Here is a 16,417-nt window from a genome sequence, read left to right on the forward strand (position 1 = left end):
AGGAAGCGACGCGCCCTCCGTCCGTCGCGCCGGCCCTGTGGCAGCATAATTTCCTTAATCGGCAGCCTGTTTACCTATACGTCATTTCCGGCTAAGCTGACCCCACGCAACGAGCGGCGCCGGATCGCCGCCGCGCAGGGAGAGCACCATGAGCCTGGAAAGCATCGAACACCGCCTGACGCCGCTGCTGCCGCGGCTCGGCTCCGTCAATGCCCGCGTCAAGATCGTCTGCGACAAGGACGGCGTCGTGCACCTGGACGCCACGCAGTCGCCCGCCGTGATGACCTTCGCCGACGGCCCGGCCGACTGCACCATCCGCATCAGCAAGGCGAACCTGGAAAAGCTCATCGACGGCAAGCTCGATCCCATGGTGGCCTTCGCCATGGGCCGGCTGAAGGTGGACGGCTCCAAGGGTGTCGCCGCCAAGCTGACCGGCGTGTTCGGCTGACGGCGGGGGAGGGCGATCCATGATGCTGCACACGCGCCTCGCCGCCGGCCTGATGCTGGCCGCGGCCGTCACCTTTCCCGCCGCGGCGGCCGAGACGGTGACCTTCGACATCTACAAGGACGGCGATTCCATCGGGCAGGAGGTCTACACCTTCGACCAGGGCCCCGACGGTCAACTGACCGTCGACGTGGCCGCCCGCACCGACGTGCAGGTGCTGTTCCTGAAGTTCCACTACGACCACCAGCGCACCGAGGTCTGGCAGGGCGGCGAGCTGAAGTCCATGACGGCGCAGACCGACGACGACGGGACGCCGCACCAGATGGCGCTCGCCCGCGAAGGCGAGGCCTGGCGCGTGCAGGTGGACGGCGGCCAGCGCACGGAACAGCCCGGCGCCCTGCCGCTCACCCTGTGGACGCCGAAGGTGCTGGAAGCGAGCCGCGTGCTGTCGGTCATCGACGGCGAGCCGTGGGACGTGACGGTCGAGAAGGTCGGGCCGGACCCGGTGCGCGGCCGCGACGCCGTGCGCTGGCGCATGACCGGCGGCGTCACCCGTGACCTGTGGTACTCGCCGCAGGGCGACCTGCTGCAGATCGGCTTCGAGCGCCAGGGCTACGACATCACCTACGTGCGGCGGTAAGGGCTTGTTCGGAGGTGATCGTGGCCGATCACCTCCGGCCCTCAGGCGCCGGGCGCGGCCCTCGGCCGCTTGGCTCCCGCGGCAGGGGCCGCGCGGCGCGGTCGCGCCGTGGGGACGGGCCGCCCGACCATTCGTTTTGCAGGCAACCTCCGCCTACTCCGCCGGTGCGGTCTCGGTTTCCGGGGCCGTGTCGGCGGAGGTTTTTCTTGCCGCCCAGCGGTACAGGCTCGGCACCACGAACAGCGTCAGCACCGTCGCGAAGCAGATGCCCGACAGGATGACGACGCCGAGCACGTAGCGGGTCTCGAACCCGGCCCCTTCCCCCAGCATCAACGGCACCGCGCCGGCCGCCGTCGAGATGGCGGTCATCAGCACCGGCCGCAGGCGGGCGACCGCCGCCTCCACCGCCGCATCGGCGCGGCGGGCGCCGGCTTCGGCCAGCTGGTTGGCGTATTCCACCAGCAGGATGCCGTTCTTCGCCGCCAGCCCGACCAGCATGACGATGCCGATCTGGCTGTAGATGTTGACGCTCTGGCCCGTCACCCACAGGCCGAACAGGGCGCCGGTCATGGCGAGCGGCACGGTCATCATGATGAGGCCGGGCAGGCGCAGGCTCTCGAACTGCGCCGCCAGCACCAGGAACACCACCGCCAGCGCCAGCACGAAGGTCAGGATGCCGGCTTCCTCGGCCTCCACCAGTTCCTGCGCCTGGCCGGTGAACGAGATGCGGGCGTCGGCCGGCAAGTCCTCCGCCGCCACCTGACGCACCCAGTCCACCGCCTGGCCGAGCGTATAGCCGGGCTCCAGCGAGGCGCTGACGGTGACGGCGCGCATGCGGTTGTAGCGGTTGTATTCCGATGCCGCCGCCACCTCCTGCAGGGTGACGAGGCCGGTGAGCGGCACCAGTTCCCCGGCGCGGGCGGAACGCACGTAAAGCCCGCCGATGTCGGCCGGCGCCCGGCGGTCGGTCTCCTGCGCCTGCAGGATCACGTTGTACTCCTCGCCGCGGTCGACGAAGGTGCCGACGGTGCGCGACCCCAGCGCCGTCTGCAGGGTGCGGCTGATGTCTTCCGCCGTCACGCCCAGTTCGGCGGCGCGCGCCTGATCGATGGTGACCTCGATCTGCGGCCGGCGCTCGTCGTAGTCGGCGTCGGGGTTGGACAGGCCGGGGTTTTCCTCGATGCGCGCCATCATGCGGTCGCGCCAGCGGGCGAGGTCCTCGTAGGTCGGGCCGCCGATGACCACCTGCAGCCGATTGCCGCCGCCGCCGGAAATGACGCCGCTGCGCGCCCGCACGAAGCTGGTCACGCCCGGCAGCTCGCGCAGGTCCTTGCGGATGTCGTCGACGATGGGGTCGATGCCGCGCTCACGCTCCTCCCAGTCGCTCAGGGCCACGATGCCGCGGATGCGCTGCTCGGCGCCGCCGAAAATGGCGGTCAGGGCCTGCGAGATCTCGCCCGACTCCACGTGCGGCTGCAACGCCTCCTGCAGCGCCTCGACGTAGGACAGGGCGTAGTCGTAGGACGCGCCTTCGGGCGCGTTGACCACCACGAAGAACCCGCCGCGGTCCTCGCGCGGCGACAGCTCGTGCGGCAGGGCGCGGTAGAGGAAGACCGCCGCCGCCGTCGACGCCACCAGGACCGCGATCACCGGCAGGCGCGAGGCGAGGAACAGCCCCAGCAGCCGGCGATAGCCGCGCTCCAGTCCGTCCAGCAGGCGGTCGATGAAGCGGATGAGGGCGTTCGGCTTGTGGTCGGACCCCAGCATCTTGCCCGCCAGCGCCGGCACCAGGGTCAGCGCCACCAGGGTCGAGATGACCACCGTCGCCGCCATGGTCAGGGCGAATTCGGCGAACAGGCGGCCGACGTCGCCTTGTTGCAGGGCGAGCGGCGCGAACACCGCCACCAGCACCAGCGACGTGGCGATCACCGCCATGCCGACCACGCGCGCCCCGCCGTCGGCGGCGGCCTCGGCGCGCTCGCCGTGCTCGAAGCGGCGCCAGATGCTCTCCACCACCACGATGGCGTCGTCGACCACCAGGCCCGCCGCCAGCACGAAGGCGAGCAGCGTCAGCACGTTGATGGAAAAGCCCATGACCCACATGGCGAGCAGCCCGCCGATGAGGGAAACCGGGATGGCCGTCGCCGCGATGAAGGTCATGCGGCCCGACCCGAGGAACAGATAGATGACCGCCGTCACCAGCACGACCGCGATGACCAGCGTCTCCAGCACGCCGTCCAGCGCCGCCTGCACGAAGACCGAACTGTCGTAGCTGACGCCGACGCTCATGTCCTTGGGCAGGTCGTCGAGGATCTGGGCGACGGCCTGCTTCACGCCCGCCGCCACCTCCAGCACGTTGGCGTCGGCCTGGGCGATGATGCCGAGGCCGACCGCCTGCTGGCCGTTGGCGCGGAAGTAGCGGTAGGGGTTTTCCGCCGCCACCTCGATGCGGGCGAGGTCGCCGAGGCGGATGAGGTCGCCGGTCTGGGTGGTGCGCACGGGCAGGGCGGCGAAGTCTTCCGGCGTCTTGTAGCCGCGCACGGTGCGCACGGCGAGCGTCTGGTCGCTGCCCTCGATGCGGCCGCCGGGCAGTTCCAGGTTCTCGCGCCGCAGGGCGGTCTCGACGTCGGTGACGGTCACCTGCCGCGCCGCCATGGCCTGACGGTCGAGCCAGATGCGCAGGGCGTAGCGCTGCTCGCCGCCGATGTTGATCTGCGCCACGCCGTCCACCGCCGTCAGCCGGTCGACCACCAGCCGCTCCGCCAGATCCGTGAGCGACAGCGGGTCGAGCACGTCGGACCGCAGCGTCAGCCACATCACCTCGTCGGCGTTTTCGTCGGCCTTGGCGATGCGGGGGGTGTCGATGTCGTCTGGCAGGTCGCCCATGGCGCGGTTGACGCGGTCGCGCACGTCGTTGGCGGCGGCGTCGATGTCGCGGTCGAGGCTGAACTCCACCACCACCCGCGACCGCCCTTCCGACGAGAAGGAGGTGATGGTGTCCACCCCGGCGATGCCGCTCAGGGTGTCTTCCACCACCTTGGTGACGCGGCTTTCCACCACCTCGGCGGCGGCGCCGGTATAGGTGGTGGTGACGGTGACCACGGGCGGGTTGATGTCGGGCGCCTCGCGCACCGACAACTGGCCGAGCGCAAAGAGGCCGAACACCAGGATCAGCAGGTTGACGACGCTGGCGAAGATCGGCCGCTTGACCGACAGGCTGGAAATGACCACGGGCCGCCGCCTCCGCCGCTCAGGATTCGGCGGCGGTCTGGGCGGGGTCGACCGCCAGGGCCGGCACCACCTCGACCCGGTCGCCGCCGTCGAGCTTGGCGGCGCCTTCGATCACCAGGCGTTCGCCCTCCTGCACGCCCTCGACGATCTCCACCTCGCCGGCGGTGCGGGTGCCGAGGCGCACCTCGCGGCGCTCGGCGATGCCGTTCGGGCCGACGACGAAGACGAAATGCTGGTAGCCGACGGCGACCACGGCGGCGGCGGGAACCATGAGGGCGGGGCGTTCCTGCACCGCCACGTCCACCGCCACCATCTGGCCGGGGCGCAGGCGGTCGTCGGGATTGGGCACGTCGGCCCGCACCCGCACCTGCCGGCTGGCCGGGTCGACCCGCGAGCCGACGGTGGCGACGGTGCCGGCGAAGGTGCGGTCGGGGTGGGCGGCGGAGATCAGCGTCACCGCCTGCCGCGGCGCCACGGCGGACAGGCTCGCCTCGGGCACGGCGAAGTCCACCTGCACCACCGACACGTCGTCCAGCGTGGTGATTTCCTCCCCCGGCGTCAGGTAGGTGCCGGGGCTGACCTCGCGGAAGCCGAGGCGGCCGGCGAAGGGGGCGCGCACCGTGCGCTTCTCCAGCGTCAACTCGGCGAGCGCCACGACGGAGCGGGCGGCTTCCAGGGCGGCGGCGGCCTCGTCGTAGACCGGCTGGGCGATGGTGCCGTTGCGGCGCAGCTGGCTGGCGCGATCGTAGGCGCGCTGGGCATTGGTCAGTTCCGCGCGGGCGGCGGCCAGCTCGGCACGGGCCTCGGCGTCGTCCAGGCGCACCAGCGGCGCGCCCTTGTCGACCCGCGATCCGTTGTCGAACAGCACCTCGCGCACCACGCCCGTGGCTTCCGCGGTCACGACGATGCTCTCGCGGGCCCGGATGGTGCCGATGGCCGACAGGCGGTCGGTGATGGTGGAGGGTTCGACGGCGGCGACCGCGACCGTCTTGGCCTGCGGCCCGCGGGCCTGCCCGCCCGGCTTGCCGGCGCCGCCACGGTCGCCCCCGGCCGCGAAGGGCGGCAGGCCGGCCGACCATGCGTAGGCGAGGCCGCCCAAGGCCGCCAGGGCCACGATGCTGATGACGCGCGCCTTCATGCCCGATCCCCGAAGCCCGGCCCGACGCGGCCGGTCGCTTCGGAATGTAAGGTGCCGCAGCCTTCGGTGGAAGCCCGCGCTGTCGCCAGCGCAATGCTCCCGCAGGCGCGATGCGATGTGCTAGGCTGCCGCGTCGCCCGGTCGCCTGCAAACAGCCGAAAGCGCAGCATGACCCCCGACCCGTCCGCGCCGCGCATCGTCGTCGTCGACGACGACTTCCTGATCCAGGCCTATCTGACGGAAATCGTCGGCGGGCTCGGCTGCCGCGTGGTCGATGCCGCCGCCACGGCGGCCGAGGCGGTGGCGGCGGTGGAGCGCCACCGGCCCGACGTGGTGCTCATGGACGTGCGCCTCGGCGGCCCGCCCGACGGCATCGCGGCGGCGCAGGAGATCAAGGCCAGGGCGCCCGAAGTGGCGGTGATCTTCATCACCGGCTCGACGGAACCGGAAACCGCCGCCCGCATGGCGGCGGTGGAGCCGCTGGCGGTGCTGGCCAAGCCGATCCTGCCGGAGCAGCTCGCCCGCATCCTCTGCCGCGAGGCGCCGGCTCAGCCGCGGCGCGTGCCGCCCATGTAGGCGAGGAAGGGGTTGGCCTGCATGAGGCCGAGCCACGGGCGCCACGCCGCTTCCATCATGCCCATCCACAGCGCCATGGGGTTGCCGGCCACCGGCGAGCCCATGACGGCCATGAGCGCCGCCGGATTGGCGAGCAGCGCGCCGGCGGCGGCGCCGAGCGTCGGGGTGGCGGTCAGGGTGACGGTCACCGTCTCCGACCCGCCGCCGGCCGGGCGGCGGCTGACGATCTCCACGTCGAGGTTGGGCAGGGCGCCGGTGAGGCGGAGTTCGTCCATGACAAGGGCTTTCCTGAGGGAGGGCCGACGCGCGAGACTCCAGTTGTGACACGCCGCCGGCCGCCGCTCAAGCGCACGGGCGGATCACGGCGGGGCGCCGTCCGGTACCGTCGCCTCCTGGTCCGACCGCTCCGCCCGCCGCTTGTCGGCGGCGAGCACGCTGTAGAAGGCCGGCACCACGAACAGGGTGAACAGGGTGCCGATGCCGAGGCCGGCGGCGATGACCAGGCCGATGGCGTAGCGCGCTTCCGCCCCCGCGCCGGTGGCGATGAGCAGGGGCACCACGCCCGCCACCATGGACAGCGCCGTCATGAGGATCGGCCGCAGGCGGATGACGGCCGCCTGGACGACGGCGTCCGTACGGGACTTGTCTTCCTCCGCCTGGATCTTGTTGGCGAACTCCACGATCAGGATGCCGTGCTTGGCGATGAGGCCGATGAGGGTGATGAGCCCCACCTGGGTGTAGATGTTGATGGTGGCGAAGCCGAGCCACAGGAACAGCAGCGCCCCGGCGATGGCCGTCGGCACGCTGATGAGGATGATGATCGGGTCGCGGAAGCTCTCGTACTGCGCCGACAGCACCAGATAGATCACCAGCAGCGCCAGCCCGAAGGTGATGCCGAGCGAGCCGCCCTCCTGCACGAACTGGCGCGACGGCCCGGCATAGTCCACCTGGTAGGACGGCGGCAGCACCTCCGCCGCCGCGTCCTCCAGCCACGTCAGTGCCTCGCCGACGGTGGTGCCCGGCGCCGGCACGCCCTGGATGGTGGCGGCGTTGAGCTGCTGGAACCGCGTCAACTGCCGCGGCTCGACGTCGTAGGAGACGGTGACCACCGACCCCAGCGGCACCATCTCGCCGTCGCGGGAGCGGACGTAGTAGTCGCGCAGGTCCTCCGGGTTCAGGCGTTTCAGGCGGTCGACCTGGGGGATCACCTTGTAGCTGCGGCCCTGCAGGGCGAAGCGGTTGACCCAGCCCTCCGACAGGAAGGTGGCGAGCGTCGCCGCCACGTCGCGCATCTCGAGCCCGAGGTCGGCGGCGCGGTTGCGGTCGATGCGCACCACGCCCGTCGGCTGGTCGAACTTGAGGTCGCTTTCCACGTAGGCGAACAGCCCGCTGCCGCGCGCCTTCTCCACCAGCGTCTCGGAGGCGTCGCGCAGGGCCTGGGCCGGCTCGATGGTGGCGATGACGAACTGCACCGGCGGCCCGCCGCCCCCGGCTGGCAGCGACGGTGGCAGGAAGACCACGCCGTCGAGCCCGGGAATGCCGGCCAGCGCCCCCTGGATCTGCGGCTGCAGCTCGGTGACGGAAACATCGCGCTCGCTCCACGGCTTCAGGGAGATGCCGCCGAACAGGCTGGTGGCGGCGCCGACGCCGCCGCCGCTCTGGGTGCCGATGGTGACGAAGGTGGCGTCGGCGGCGTCGACGCCTTCCATCACCTGCACCAGCGGTCTGGTCCACAGCTGCATCTGGTCGATGGAGGCGTTGGGCGCGCCGTCGGCGGAGATGACGATGAAGCCCTGGTCCTCCTGGGGCGCCAGTTCGCTCTGGGTGTGGGTGAACATCCACCAGATGCCGCCGAGCATGGCGACGGTCACGCCGATCACCACCCAGCGCCCGGCCATGACCGCGCGCAGCACCGCCTCGTAGGCGCCGTTGACGCGGTCGAACACCCGGTCGACCACGCCGGCGAAGCCGCGCCGCTCGTCGGGGTTCACCGGCTTCAGGATCTTGGCGCACATCATGGGCGACAGCGTGAGGGCGACGATGCCCGAGATGAACACCGCCGCCGCCAGGGTGAAGGCGAATTCCCCGAACAGCGAGCCCACGAGGCCGCCCATGAAGCCGATGGGGGCGTAGACGGCGACGATGGTGGTGGTCATGGCGACCACCGGCCCGGCCAATTCTCGCGCGCCGCGGATGGCGGCGTCATAGGGGCGCATGCCCTCTTCCACGTGGCGGTGGATGTTCTCCAGCACCACGATGGCGTCGTCGACCACGAGGCCGATGGCGAGCACCATGGCGAGCAACGTCAGCACGTTCAGCGAATAGCCGAGGGCATACATGATGAATCCCGCGCCGATGAGCGACAGCGGGATGGCGACCGCCGGGATGAGCACGCTGCGCAGCGAGCCCAGGAACAAGAAGATCACCACGATGACGATGACCAGCGCCTCGGCGATGGTGCGCATGACCTCGGTGATGCTCTCGTCGATGTACTTGGTGACGTCGTAGACGATTTCCGCGTTCAGCCCCTGCGGCAGTTGCGTCCGTACCCGGTTCTCCATGACCTCGCGCACGTCGGCGATGACGGTCAGGGCATTGGCGCCGGGCTGGGTGGTGATGCCCATGAACACCGCTTCCTCGCCGGAGAAGTAGACGGCGTTGTCGTAGCTTTCCGCCCCCAGTTCCACGTCGGCGACGTCGGCCAGGCGGATGATGGCGCCGTCGGTCTCGCGGATCACCAGGTCGCGGAACTGCTCGACGTCGGCGATGTCGGTCTCGGCGCGCATGGGCAGGGCGGTCAGCACGCCCTTGGTGCTGCCGGCGCCGGCCAGCACGTTGTTGGCCTCGATGGCCGCCCGCACGTCGCCCGCGGTGACGCCGAGCGAGGCCATGCGGTCGGGGTCGAGCCAGATTCGCATGGCGACCTGCCGGGCGCCCAGGATCTGCGCCGACTGCACCCCCTGCACCGTTTCCAGCTCCGGGCGCACGGCGCGCACCAGGTAGTCGGTCACCTGGTTGCGGTCCAGCTCGTCGGAATAGAAGCTGATGTACATGGACGCGGTGCTCTGCCCGACCTGGATGTCGACGGTCGGCGCCTGCGCCTCCGCCGGAAGGTCGTTGCGCACCTGGTTGACCTTGGTGTTGATCTCGGCCAGCGCGTCGTTGGGGTCGGTCTCGAGCGCCAGATGCGCCGTCACGAGGCTCACCCCCTGGGCCGAGGTCGAGGTGATGTAGTCGATGCCCGAGGCGCCGGCGACCGCCTGCTCCAGCCGCGTCGTGATGAAGCCCTGCACCAGGTCCGCCGAGGCGCCGACGTAAGCGGTCTGCACCGTGATGGTGGCGTCGGAGGTGACGGGGTACTCGCGCACGTTCAAAAGCCGCAGCGACTGCAGCCCCATGAGCAGGATGAGCAGGCTGACGACGGTCGCCAGCACCGGGCGCTTGATGAAGATGTCTGTCGGGTGCATGGCGGTCACTCCGCCTGCGCTTCGCCGGGGCCGCCGGCATCGGCGCGATCGTCGCCGGCCGGCGCGCCGCCGGCATTTTCCGGTGTGTCGGCGGGCGCGCCGCCGACGGGAGGCACCAGGTCCTCCACCTGCTCCACCTCGGCGACCGAGGGCGGCACGATGCTGTTGTCGATGGTCAGGCCGACGCCGTCCTGCAGCTTGTGCAGGCCCGAGGTGACGACCCGCTGGCCGGCCTCCAGCCCTTCGACGATGGCGATCTGGGTGCCGCGCCGCTCGCCGGCGGTGACGAAGCGGCGCTCGGCGGTCAGGGTGCCGCCGGACTCGCCGTTGCCGCCGCCGGCGCCCTCGCCCTCGCTCTGGCTCCCGGTGACCAGGAAGACGAAGTCGCCGTAGGGATTGTAGCTGAGCGCCGACTGCGGCACCGTCACCACGTTCTGCTGTTCGGGCAGGCGGATGGTGACGTCGGCGAACATGCCGGGGCGCAGCAGCTGGCCGTCGTTCTGCATCTCGGCTTCCACCTGCACGGTGCGGGTGCGGCGGTCGAGCACCGGGTCGATGGCGCGCACGACGCCCTGGAAGGTGCGGTCCGGATAGCTGCTGACGCCCACCTCCACCGTCTGTCCGGTCTCCACGCGCGCCAGTTGCTGCTGCGGCAGGGTGAAGATGACGCGGATGGGATCGAGCGCCGACAGCGACACGATGGGCTCGCCGGGCTGCACGTAGGCGCCTTCGTTGATCTCGCGGATGCCGAGCTTGCCGGCGAAGGGGGCCGTGATGGTCTTTTCCGTGATGCGTTCCTGCTGCGCCGCCACCTGCGCCTCGGCACTGGCGTAGCGGGCCTGGGCGCGATCGAGTTCCGCCTCGGCGGCGAAGCCTTCGCCGGCCAGTTCGCGCTGGCGGGCCAGTTCGGCGCCGGCGAGGTCGCGGCTGGCTTCCAGGTCGGCGAGCTGGGCGCGGTCCTGGTCGGCCTCCAGGGTGAGCAGCACGTCCCCGGCCGCCACCTCGTCGCCCGACTGGAAGCGCACCGCCTCCACCTGGCCCGGTACCTCCGACGTCACGTCGATGCTCTGCAGGGCGCTGAGGGTGCCGACCGCCCGCAACCGCGGCTGCCAGGTGGCCGCCTCCGCCTCGCCGGCGGTGACGGTGACGCTGCGGCCGCCCTGCGCCTGCTGCTGGCCTCCGCCGCTGCCGTCGCCGCCGCCCGGATCGCGCAGCGCGGACCACCAGATGCCGGCGCCGACGGCGACGAGCAGCAGCAGGACACCGGCGGCGAGGCCGGCGCGGCGCCGCGGACGCGGCGAGCGGGCGGAGGGTTTCGTGTCTTCGGCCATATCCGAAGTACGCGCAACCCAGGGCAGTGGTTTTGTGACGATTGCGCGCAGGACCGCACGACGGTTCGCGCAGGCCGGGTCAGCCGGCGGCGGCGAGGCCCCGCAGGACACGCTTCAGGTCGACCACCGCCACCGGTTTCACCAGCCGCGGCAGGTCCGCCAGCTCGGCGGGCATGTCGGGCGGGATGTCGTACCCGGTGGTGAAGATCACCGGAATGCCGCGCGCCCGGCATTGTTCGGCGGCGGCATAGCCGGTGCCGTCGCCCATGTCGATGTCGAGCAGGGCGCAATCGGCGGTAACGGTTCGGGCCGCCTCGGTGGCGGCGGCGGCGTCCCCGGCCTCGGCGACGACGACGCAGCCGAGGTCTTCGAGCATGCCGCTCATGGCCAGGGCGATGGCGAAGTGGTCTTCGGCCAGCAGCACGCGCAGGCCGCTGAGGGGGCGGGCGGCGTCCATGGTCATCAGATCCCTCCGTCGACGTTTCTCAGCATAACGAGCCAGCACGCCGAAGGGAGCACCGAACACGCGGAGGCCCACATATAGAGGGTCCCACGCGGAGCGTCATCCCCCGGTTGGAGGTAGGCTATCGGGATGAGGCGGGGGGTTACCGCCGCGGTTCGCCGAGGGCGGTGAGAGCGGCGATCTGGTCTTCGCTGAACAGGTACTGCTCGTTGCAGAAGTCGCAGGTGACGTCGACCACGCCGTCGACCTTCATGGTCTCCAGGTCGTCCCGCGTGAAGCCGCGCAAGGTGGCCTCGACCCTCTCCCGCGAGCAGCGGCAACCGAAATGCGGGTGGCGCGGGGCGCTGGTGCGCAGGTCCTGCTCGTGGAACAGGCGGTGCAGCACCTGCTGCGGCGGCAGCGCGGGGTCGAGCAGCTCGCCGGTGGTCAGGCTGCCGAGCAGGATCACGCCGGTGCGCCAGGCGTCCTCGATGATCTCTTCCTCGTCGCCCGTCGGGGTGAAGCCCGAGGGCAGGGGCATGCGCTGCAGCATGACACCGCCGGCGCGCCAGCGGGCGGCCTCGCGGTCGTGCTCCACGCCGATCTTCACCGCCGTCTCCAGCTGCTCGGAGTTGCGGAAGTAGGTGTGGGCGCAGTCGGCGACGGTCTGGCCGGTCAGTTCGGTGATGCCCTGGTAGCGCTCGGTGTCCGGCCCCTGGTCGACCGTGAAGGCGAGGTAGCCGGAGCCGAGCAGGCGCGGCACCCGGTCGCCGACCGCGGCGACGCCGCCGGCCTTCTCCACCACCTCGGTCAGGCGCTGCGCGTCGAAGTGGGCGACGCCGCGCACGTCGCCGCCCGAGGTCACGTCGACCACCATCTGGGCGATGGGGCCGTCGGAGCGGGTCTGCAGGGTGAAGATGCCGTCGTACTTCAGGCTGTCGGCCAGCGCGGCGGCCAGCACCACCGTCTCGGCCAGCATGAGGGCGACCGGCTCGGGGTACTGGTGGCGCGACACGATGGTCGACACCGTGTCGTCCAGCCGCAGCAGGCGCCCGCGGAAGGCGCCGTGGTTGATGAGGAACGGTACGATCTGGTCGGTCACGAGCGTGTCAGACACCAGGCGAGGATTCCCTTCTGGGCGTGAAGCCGGTTTTCCGCCTCGTCCCACACCACCGACTGCGGGCCGTCGATGACCTCGCTGGTCACCTCTTCCTCGCGGTGGCACGGCAGGCAGTGCATGAAGAGCGCATCGGGAGCGGCCGCCCGCATGAGCGCGCCGTTCACCTGATAGGGACGCAGCAGGTTGTGCAGGTTGGCGCCTTCCTCGTGCATGCTGACCCAGGTATCGGTCACCACGCAGTCGGCGCCCTGCGCCAGGGCCTGCGGATCGCGGCCGATGACGATGGAGGCACCGCGGTCGCGCGCCCACTGCACAACGCTCGCGTCCGGCTCGCGGTTTTCCGGGCAGGCGACGCGCATCTCGAAGCCGAAGTGGGCGGCGGCCTGGATCCACGAGGCGGCGACGTTGTTGCCGTCGCCCGACCAGCACACGACCTTGCCGGCGATGGAGCCGCGGTGCTCCTCGAAGGTCATGACGTCGGCCATGACCTGGCACGGGTGCGTCTCGTCGGTCAGGCCGTTGATGACCGGGATGCTGGCGTGCAGCGCCAGCTCGTGCAGCTTCGCCGGATCGTCGGTGCGGATCATGATGGCGTCGCAGTAGCGCGACAGCACCCGCGCCGTATCGGCGATGGTCTCGCCACGGCCCAGCTGGCTCGCGCCGTTGGACAGGTTCACCACGTCGCCGCCGAGCTGGCGCATGCCCACTTCGAAGCTGACGCGGGTGCGGGTCGAGGGCTTCTCGAAGATCATGGCCAGCGTCTTGCCGGCCAGCGGACGTCGCTGGTCTTCCGCGACGGCCCCTCGCTTGAAGTCCGACCCGAGCTTCAGCATGGCGCGCAGGGTATCCGCGTCGAACTGGTCGAGGTCGAGGAAGTGCGTCGGGGCTGTCATGGAAGGTGTCTCGCTTTTTCAGCTTGCCGGGGTCGGTTCCTTGCAGACCCGGTCCAGGATATCGACGGCGGTGTCGATGTCGGCCTCGCCGACCACCAGGGGCGGCAGCAGGCGCACGACGTTGTCGCCGGCGGGAACCGTGAGCAGCCCGTGGCTCAGGGCGCGGCTCACGAAATCGGTGTTGGTCGGCACGGTCTTCAGGCCGAGCATGAGGCCGACGCCGCGGACTTCCTCGACGACGCCCGGGTGGCGGGCGGCGAGGTCGTCCAGGCGGCCGCGCAGAAGGGCGCCCATGGACTGCACGCGGTCGAGGAAGCCCTCGCCCAGCAGCACGTCGAGCACGGCGTTGACCGCCGCCATGGCGAGCGGATTGCCGCCGAAGGTGGAGCCGTGGGTGCCGGCGGTCATGGCCGCGGCGGCCGTCTCGGTCGCCAGCACGGCGCCGACGGGGAAGCCACCGCCGAGGCCCTTGGCGGTCGCCATGACGTCGGGCGTGATGCCGGCCCATTCGTGGGCGTAGAGCTTGCCGGTGCGGCCGTTGCCGGTCTGCACTTCGTCGAGCATGAGCAGCAGGCCGTATTCGTCGCACATGGCGCGCAGGCCCTGCAGGTACTGGGCATCGGCGGCGCGGATGCCGCCCTCGCCCTGCACCGGCTCCACCAGCACGGCGGCGGTCTGCTCGCCGACGGCTTGGCGGGCCTCGTTCAGGTTGCCGAAGCCGACGCGATCGAAGCCTTCCACCATGGGCGCGAAGCCGGCCAGGTGCTTCTCCTGCCCGCCGGCGGCGATGGTCGCCAGCGTGCGGCCATGGAAGGCCTGCCGCGCGACGATGACGCGATAGCGGTCGGAGCCCTGGGCCTGGTGGTAGCGGCGGGCGATCTTGATGGCCATCTCCAGCGCCTCGGCGCCGGAGTTGTTGAAGAAGACGGTGTCGGCGAAGGTGTTCTCCACCAGCCGCGCCGCCGCCCGTTCCTGGCCCGGCACGCGGTAGAGGTTGGAGGTGTGGATGACCCGCGCCGCCTGCTCCTGGATCGCCTTGACCAGATGCGGGTGCGAATGCCCGAGGCTGTTGACCGCGACGCCCGAGCCGAAGTCGAGGTAGCGGCGACCGTCGGTGGCGGTCAGCCAGCATCCCTCGCCGCTCTCGAAGGCGACGTCGGCCCGTCCGTAGGTGGGCATGAGGGCGGGAATGGTCATCGCTTTCCTGGCCTCTGATGGGGACGCAAGTCCCTCGGAAAGCGGTGGACTATCCGGCCTCTCCCGGCCTTTGTCAAGCCGGACGGGAGGCCGAGTCGCACGTCACGCCTTCAGCTTGTATCGGCGGCGTCATTGGACGTCGCGCCGTCGTGCGGGCGCTGAGTGTCCTCGCCCACGAGCGCGAGATAGTCGTCGACGGCTTCGCGGAAGGCTGCGGTCAATCCGTGTCGATCGTCTGCCTCGTAGGTAACCAGATCACGGATCGCCAGCAGTCGGCCGTGGAATACGCCGTCCTCGGCGCTGAACTCGACCGACCCCGTACATCCCATGTATTCCAGGCTAGTCGTCATGCCCCGTCTGGTCCCTCACGCCTTCAGCTTGTACCCGGTCTTGAACATGGCATAGGTCACCGCCAGCAGCACCGCGTTGGTGGCGGCGACTACCGCCAAGCCGGTCAGCGGCAGGGCGTCGTCGTGGCCGATGAAGCCGTAGCGGAAGCCGTCGATCATGTAGAAGAACGGGTTGATGTGGGCCAGGAACTGCAGGTTCTCCGGCAGGCGGTCGATGGTGTAGAAGGTGCCCGACAGGAACGACAGCGGCGTGACGACGAAGTTGGTCACCGCCGCGATGTGGTCGAACTTGTCGGCCCAGATGCCGCCCACCAGCCCCAGCAGCGACAGCATCAGCGACGCCATCACGCCGTGGTAGACGATGTAGAAGACGTCGTGGACGTGGATGGTGACGAAGAAGGCCATGGCCGCCGTCGTCGCGATGCCGACCACGATGCCGCGCGTGGTGCCGCCCAGCGCATAGGCCGCCGTCAGTTCGCTCGCCGACAGGGGCGGCATCAGGATGTCGACGATGTTGCCCTGGACCTTGGAAATCACCATGGACGACGAGGTATTGGCGAAGGCGTTCTGCACCATCGCCATGATGACGAGGCCGGGCGCCAGGAACTCGATGAAGCTGACGCCGTAGCTCTGCGGCACCTGACGGCCGAGCGCCAGGGCGAAGATCGCCAGGAACAGCAGCGTCGTCACGATGGGCGCCGCCACGGTCTGCAGGTAGACCTTCATGAAGCGGCGCACTTCCTTCATGTACAGCTCCCACCCGCCGCGCCAGTTGACGCGGCCCATGCGGCGGGGGCTCGGGGGAAGGGCGGTGGACGACGGCACGACGGCATCTCCTGGAATTGTCTCTGGCACGCGCTCGGCGGGCCGTTAACATAGGCCGCATGGACGAGAAAATCACCCCGCCCGCCGACAGCCCCGCCATGCCCGGCAAGCGCCGCAAGCGGCCACGCCTGGTGACGGCGGACTATCTGGAGAACTCGGCGCTCTACTACCTGCAACGGTTCTCCACCAGCGCCGCCAACCTGCGCCGCGTGCTGCTGCGCAAGGTGCAGCTGTCGGCCGGCGAGCACGGCACCGACCCGGAGGAGGGGGGGCGGCTGGTGGATGCCCTGCTCGCCCGCTACCGCTCCGCCGGGCTGATCGACGATGCCGCCTATGCCGCCGGCAAGGCGCGGTCGCTGCACCGCCAGGGCGGCAGCACGCGCGCCATCAAGGCCAAGCTCGCCGCCAAGGGCGTGGAGGCCGAGGTGGTGGCGGCCGCCGTCGACGACCTGGCCGAGGACACCGCCGGCGATCCCGACCTCGCCGCCGCCGTGGCGCTCGCCCGCCGCCGCGGCTTCGGGCCGTTCCGCCGACCGAGCCTCTCGGGCAAGGCGGTCGATCCGGCCGAGCGGCGCATGAAGGAACTGGCGGCGCTCGCCCGCGCCGGCTTCCCCTTCGCGGTGGCGGCCCGGGTGGTCGACGCCGAGGACGCCGCCGCCCTGGAGGACGAAGCGCGCGGAGGTTGAAGGTCCTGCCTCTTTCGCATGGCTGTACCGGCGGGCGTGCCGCCGCTACACTCGCCGCCGTCGCCGAAGGCCGCTC

15 protein-coding genes are annotated in these 16,417 nt (G+C 70.8%); 4 read left to right on the top strand and 11 right to left on the bottom strand.

All coding sequences use genetic code 11. From position 1 onward, the window contains the following. Positions 1 to 148 precede the first annotated feature (148 nt). Both CRP50_RS19995 and CRP50_RS20000 read left to right on the top strand, forming a co-directional pair. On the top strand, positions 149 to 448 hold the full coding sequence (locus CRP50_RS19995; protein WP_097280958.1) for an SCP2 sterol-binding domain-containing protein: 300 nt from the start codon (positions 149 to 151) through the stop codon (positions 446 to 448). Between the two features lie 19 nt (positions 449 to 467). Next, positions 468 to 1,085: a DUF6134 family protein gene (locus tag CRP50_RS20000; RefSeq protein ID WP_097280959.1), complete on the top strand. Its 618-nt coding sequence runs from the start codon at positions 468 to 470 to the stop codon at positions 1,083 to 1,085. Positions 1,086 to 1,238: 153 nt separating this feature from the next. Here CRP50_RS20000 and CRP50_RS20005 read toward each other — a convergent pair whose 3' ends face one another. Together CRP50_RS20005 and CRP50_RS20010 are read right to left on the bottom strand one after the other, a co-directional pair. After that, positions 1,239 to 4,316, bottom strand: coding sequence for an efflux RND transporter permease subunit (locus tag CRP50_RS20005; RefSeq protein ID WP_097280960.1), 3,078 nt, complete (start codon positions 4,314 to 4,316; stop codon positions 1,239 to 1,241). A 19-nt stretch (positions 4,317 to 4,335) separates the two neighbouring features. Then, a complete protein-coding gene (locus tag CRP50_RS20010) occupies positions 4,336 to 5,454 on the bottom strand; it encodes an efflux RND transporter periplasmic adaptor subunit (RefSeq protein WP_097280961.1) in 1,119 nt (372 codons plus the stop codon). Between the two features lie 168 nt (positions 5,455 to 5,622). On the opposite strand from CRP50_RS20010, the gene CRP50_RS20015 reads away from it, so the two are divergent. Next, entirely contained in the window at positions 5,623 to 6,030 is a 408-nt protein-coding gene (locus CRP50_RS20015; protein WP_097280962.1) for a response regulator, read from the top strand. Here the strand turns inward: CRP50_RS20015 and CRP50_RS20020 are convergent. The 9 genes from CRP50_RS20020 to CRP50_RS20060 form a co-directional block, all read right to left on the bottom strand. After that, positions 6,003 to 6,305 (bottom strand): hypothetical protein, encoded by a 303-nt coding sequence (locus tag CRP50_RS20020; protein ID WP_097280963.1) that lies wholly within the window; start codon positions 6,303 to 6,305, stop codon positions 6,003 to 6,005. The genes CRP50_RS20015 and CRP50_RS20020 overlap by 28 nt on opposite strands. Positions 6,306 to 6,389: 84 nt before the next feature. Beyond that, positions 6,390 to 9,497: an efflux RND transporter permease subunit gene (locus tag CRP50_RS20025; protein WP_097280964.1), complete on the bottom strand. Its 3,108-nt coding sequence runs from the start codon at positions 9,495 to 9,497 to the stop codon at positions 6,390 to 6,392. A 5-nt stretch (positions 9,498 to 9,502) separates the two neighbouring features. Continuing rightward, on the bottom strand, positions 9,503 to 10,828 hold the full coding sequence (locus tag CRP50_RS20030; protein WP_097280965.1) for an efflux RND transporter periplasmic adaptor subunit: 1,326 nt from the start codon (positions 10,826 to 10,828) through the stop codon (positions 9,503 to 9,505). A gap of 79 nt (positions 10,829 to 10,907) precedes the next feature. Beyond that, positions 10,908 to 11,291: a response regulator gene (locus CRP50_RS20035; RefSeq protein ID WP_097280966.1), complete on the bottom strand. Its 384-nt coding sequence runs from the start codon at positions 11,289 to 11,291 to the stop codon at positions 10,908 to 10,910. Positions 11,292 to 11,433: 142 nt separating this feature from the next. Next, entirely contained in the window at positions 11,434 to 12,387 is a 954-nt protein-coding gene (locus tag CRP50_RS20040) for an Hsp33 family molecular chaperone HslO (protein WP_245913554.1), read from the bottom strand. Then, positions 12,369 to 13,283, bottom strand: coding sequence for an ornithine carbamoyltransferase (gene argF, locus CRP50_RS20045; RefSeq protein WP_097280968.1), 915 nt, complete (start codon positions 13,281 to 13,283; stop codon positions 12,369 to 12,371). Before argF ends, CRP50_RS20040 begins: the two co-directional genes overlap by 19 nt. Before the next feature lie 18 nt (positions 13,284 to 13,301). Then, on the bottom strand, positions 13,302 to 14,480 hold the full coding sequence (locus tag CRP50_RS20050; RefSeq protein ID WP_097280969.1) for an aspartate aminotransferase family protein: 1,179 nt from the start codon (positions 14,478 to 14,480) through the stop codon (positions 13,302 to 13,304). 110 nt (positions 14,481 to 14,590) lie between these two features. Next, on the bottom strand, positions 14,591 to 14,830 hold the full coding sequence (locus tag CRP50_RS20055) for a hypothetical protein (protein WP_176525272.1): 240 nt from the start codon (positions 14,828 to 14,830) through the stop codon (positions 14,591 to 14,593). A gap of 15 nt (positions 14,831 to 14,845) precedes the next feature. After that, positions 14,846 to 15,616, bottom strand: coding sequence for an ABC transporter permease (locus tag CRP50_RS20060; protein ID WP_097280970.1), 771 nt, complete (start codon positions 15,614 to 15,616; stop codon positions 14,846 to 14,848). A gap of 98 nt (positions 15,617 to 15,714) precedes the next feature. Here CRP50_RS20060 and CRP50_RS20065 point away from each other — a divergent pair, with 98 nt between their 5' ends. Beyond that, the gene (locus tag CRP50_RS20065) at positions 15,715 to 16,341 is read left to right on the top strand and encodes a regulatory protein RecX (RefSeq protein ID WP_245913556.1); all 627 of its coding nucleotides are present in this window, start codon (positions 15,715 to 15,717) and stop codon (positions 16,339 to 16,341) included. Positions 16,342 to 16,417 lie beyond the last annotated feature (76 nt).

Origin of the sequence: Caenispirillum bisanense (assembly GCF_900230255.1) — a bacterium.
Classification (GTDB): domain Bacteria; phylum Pseudomonadota; class Alphaproteobacteria; order Rhodospirillales; family Rhodospirillaceae; genus Caenispirillum; species Caenispirillum bisanense_A.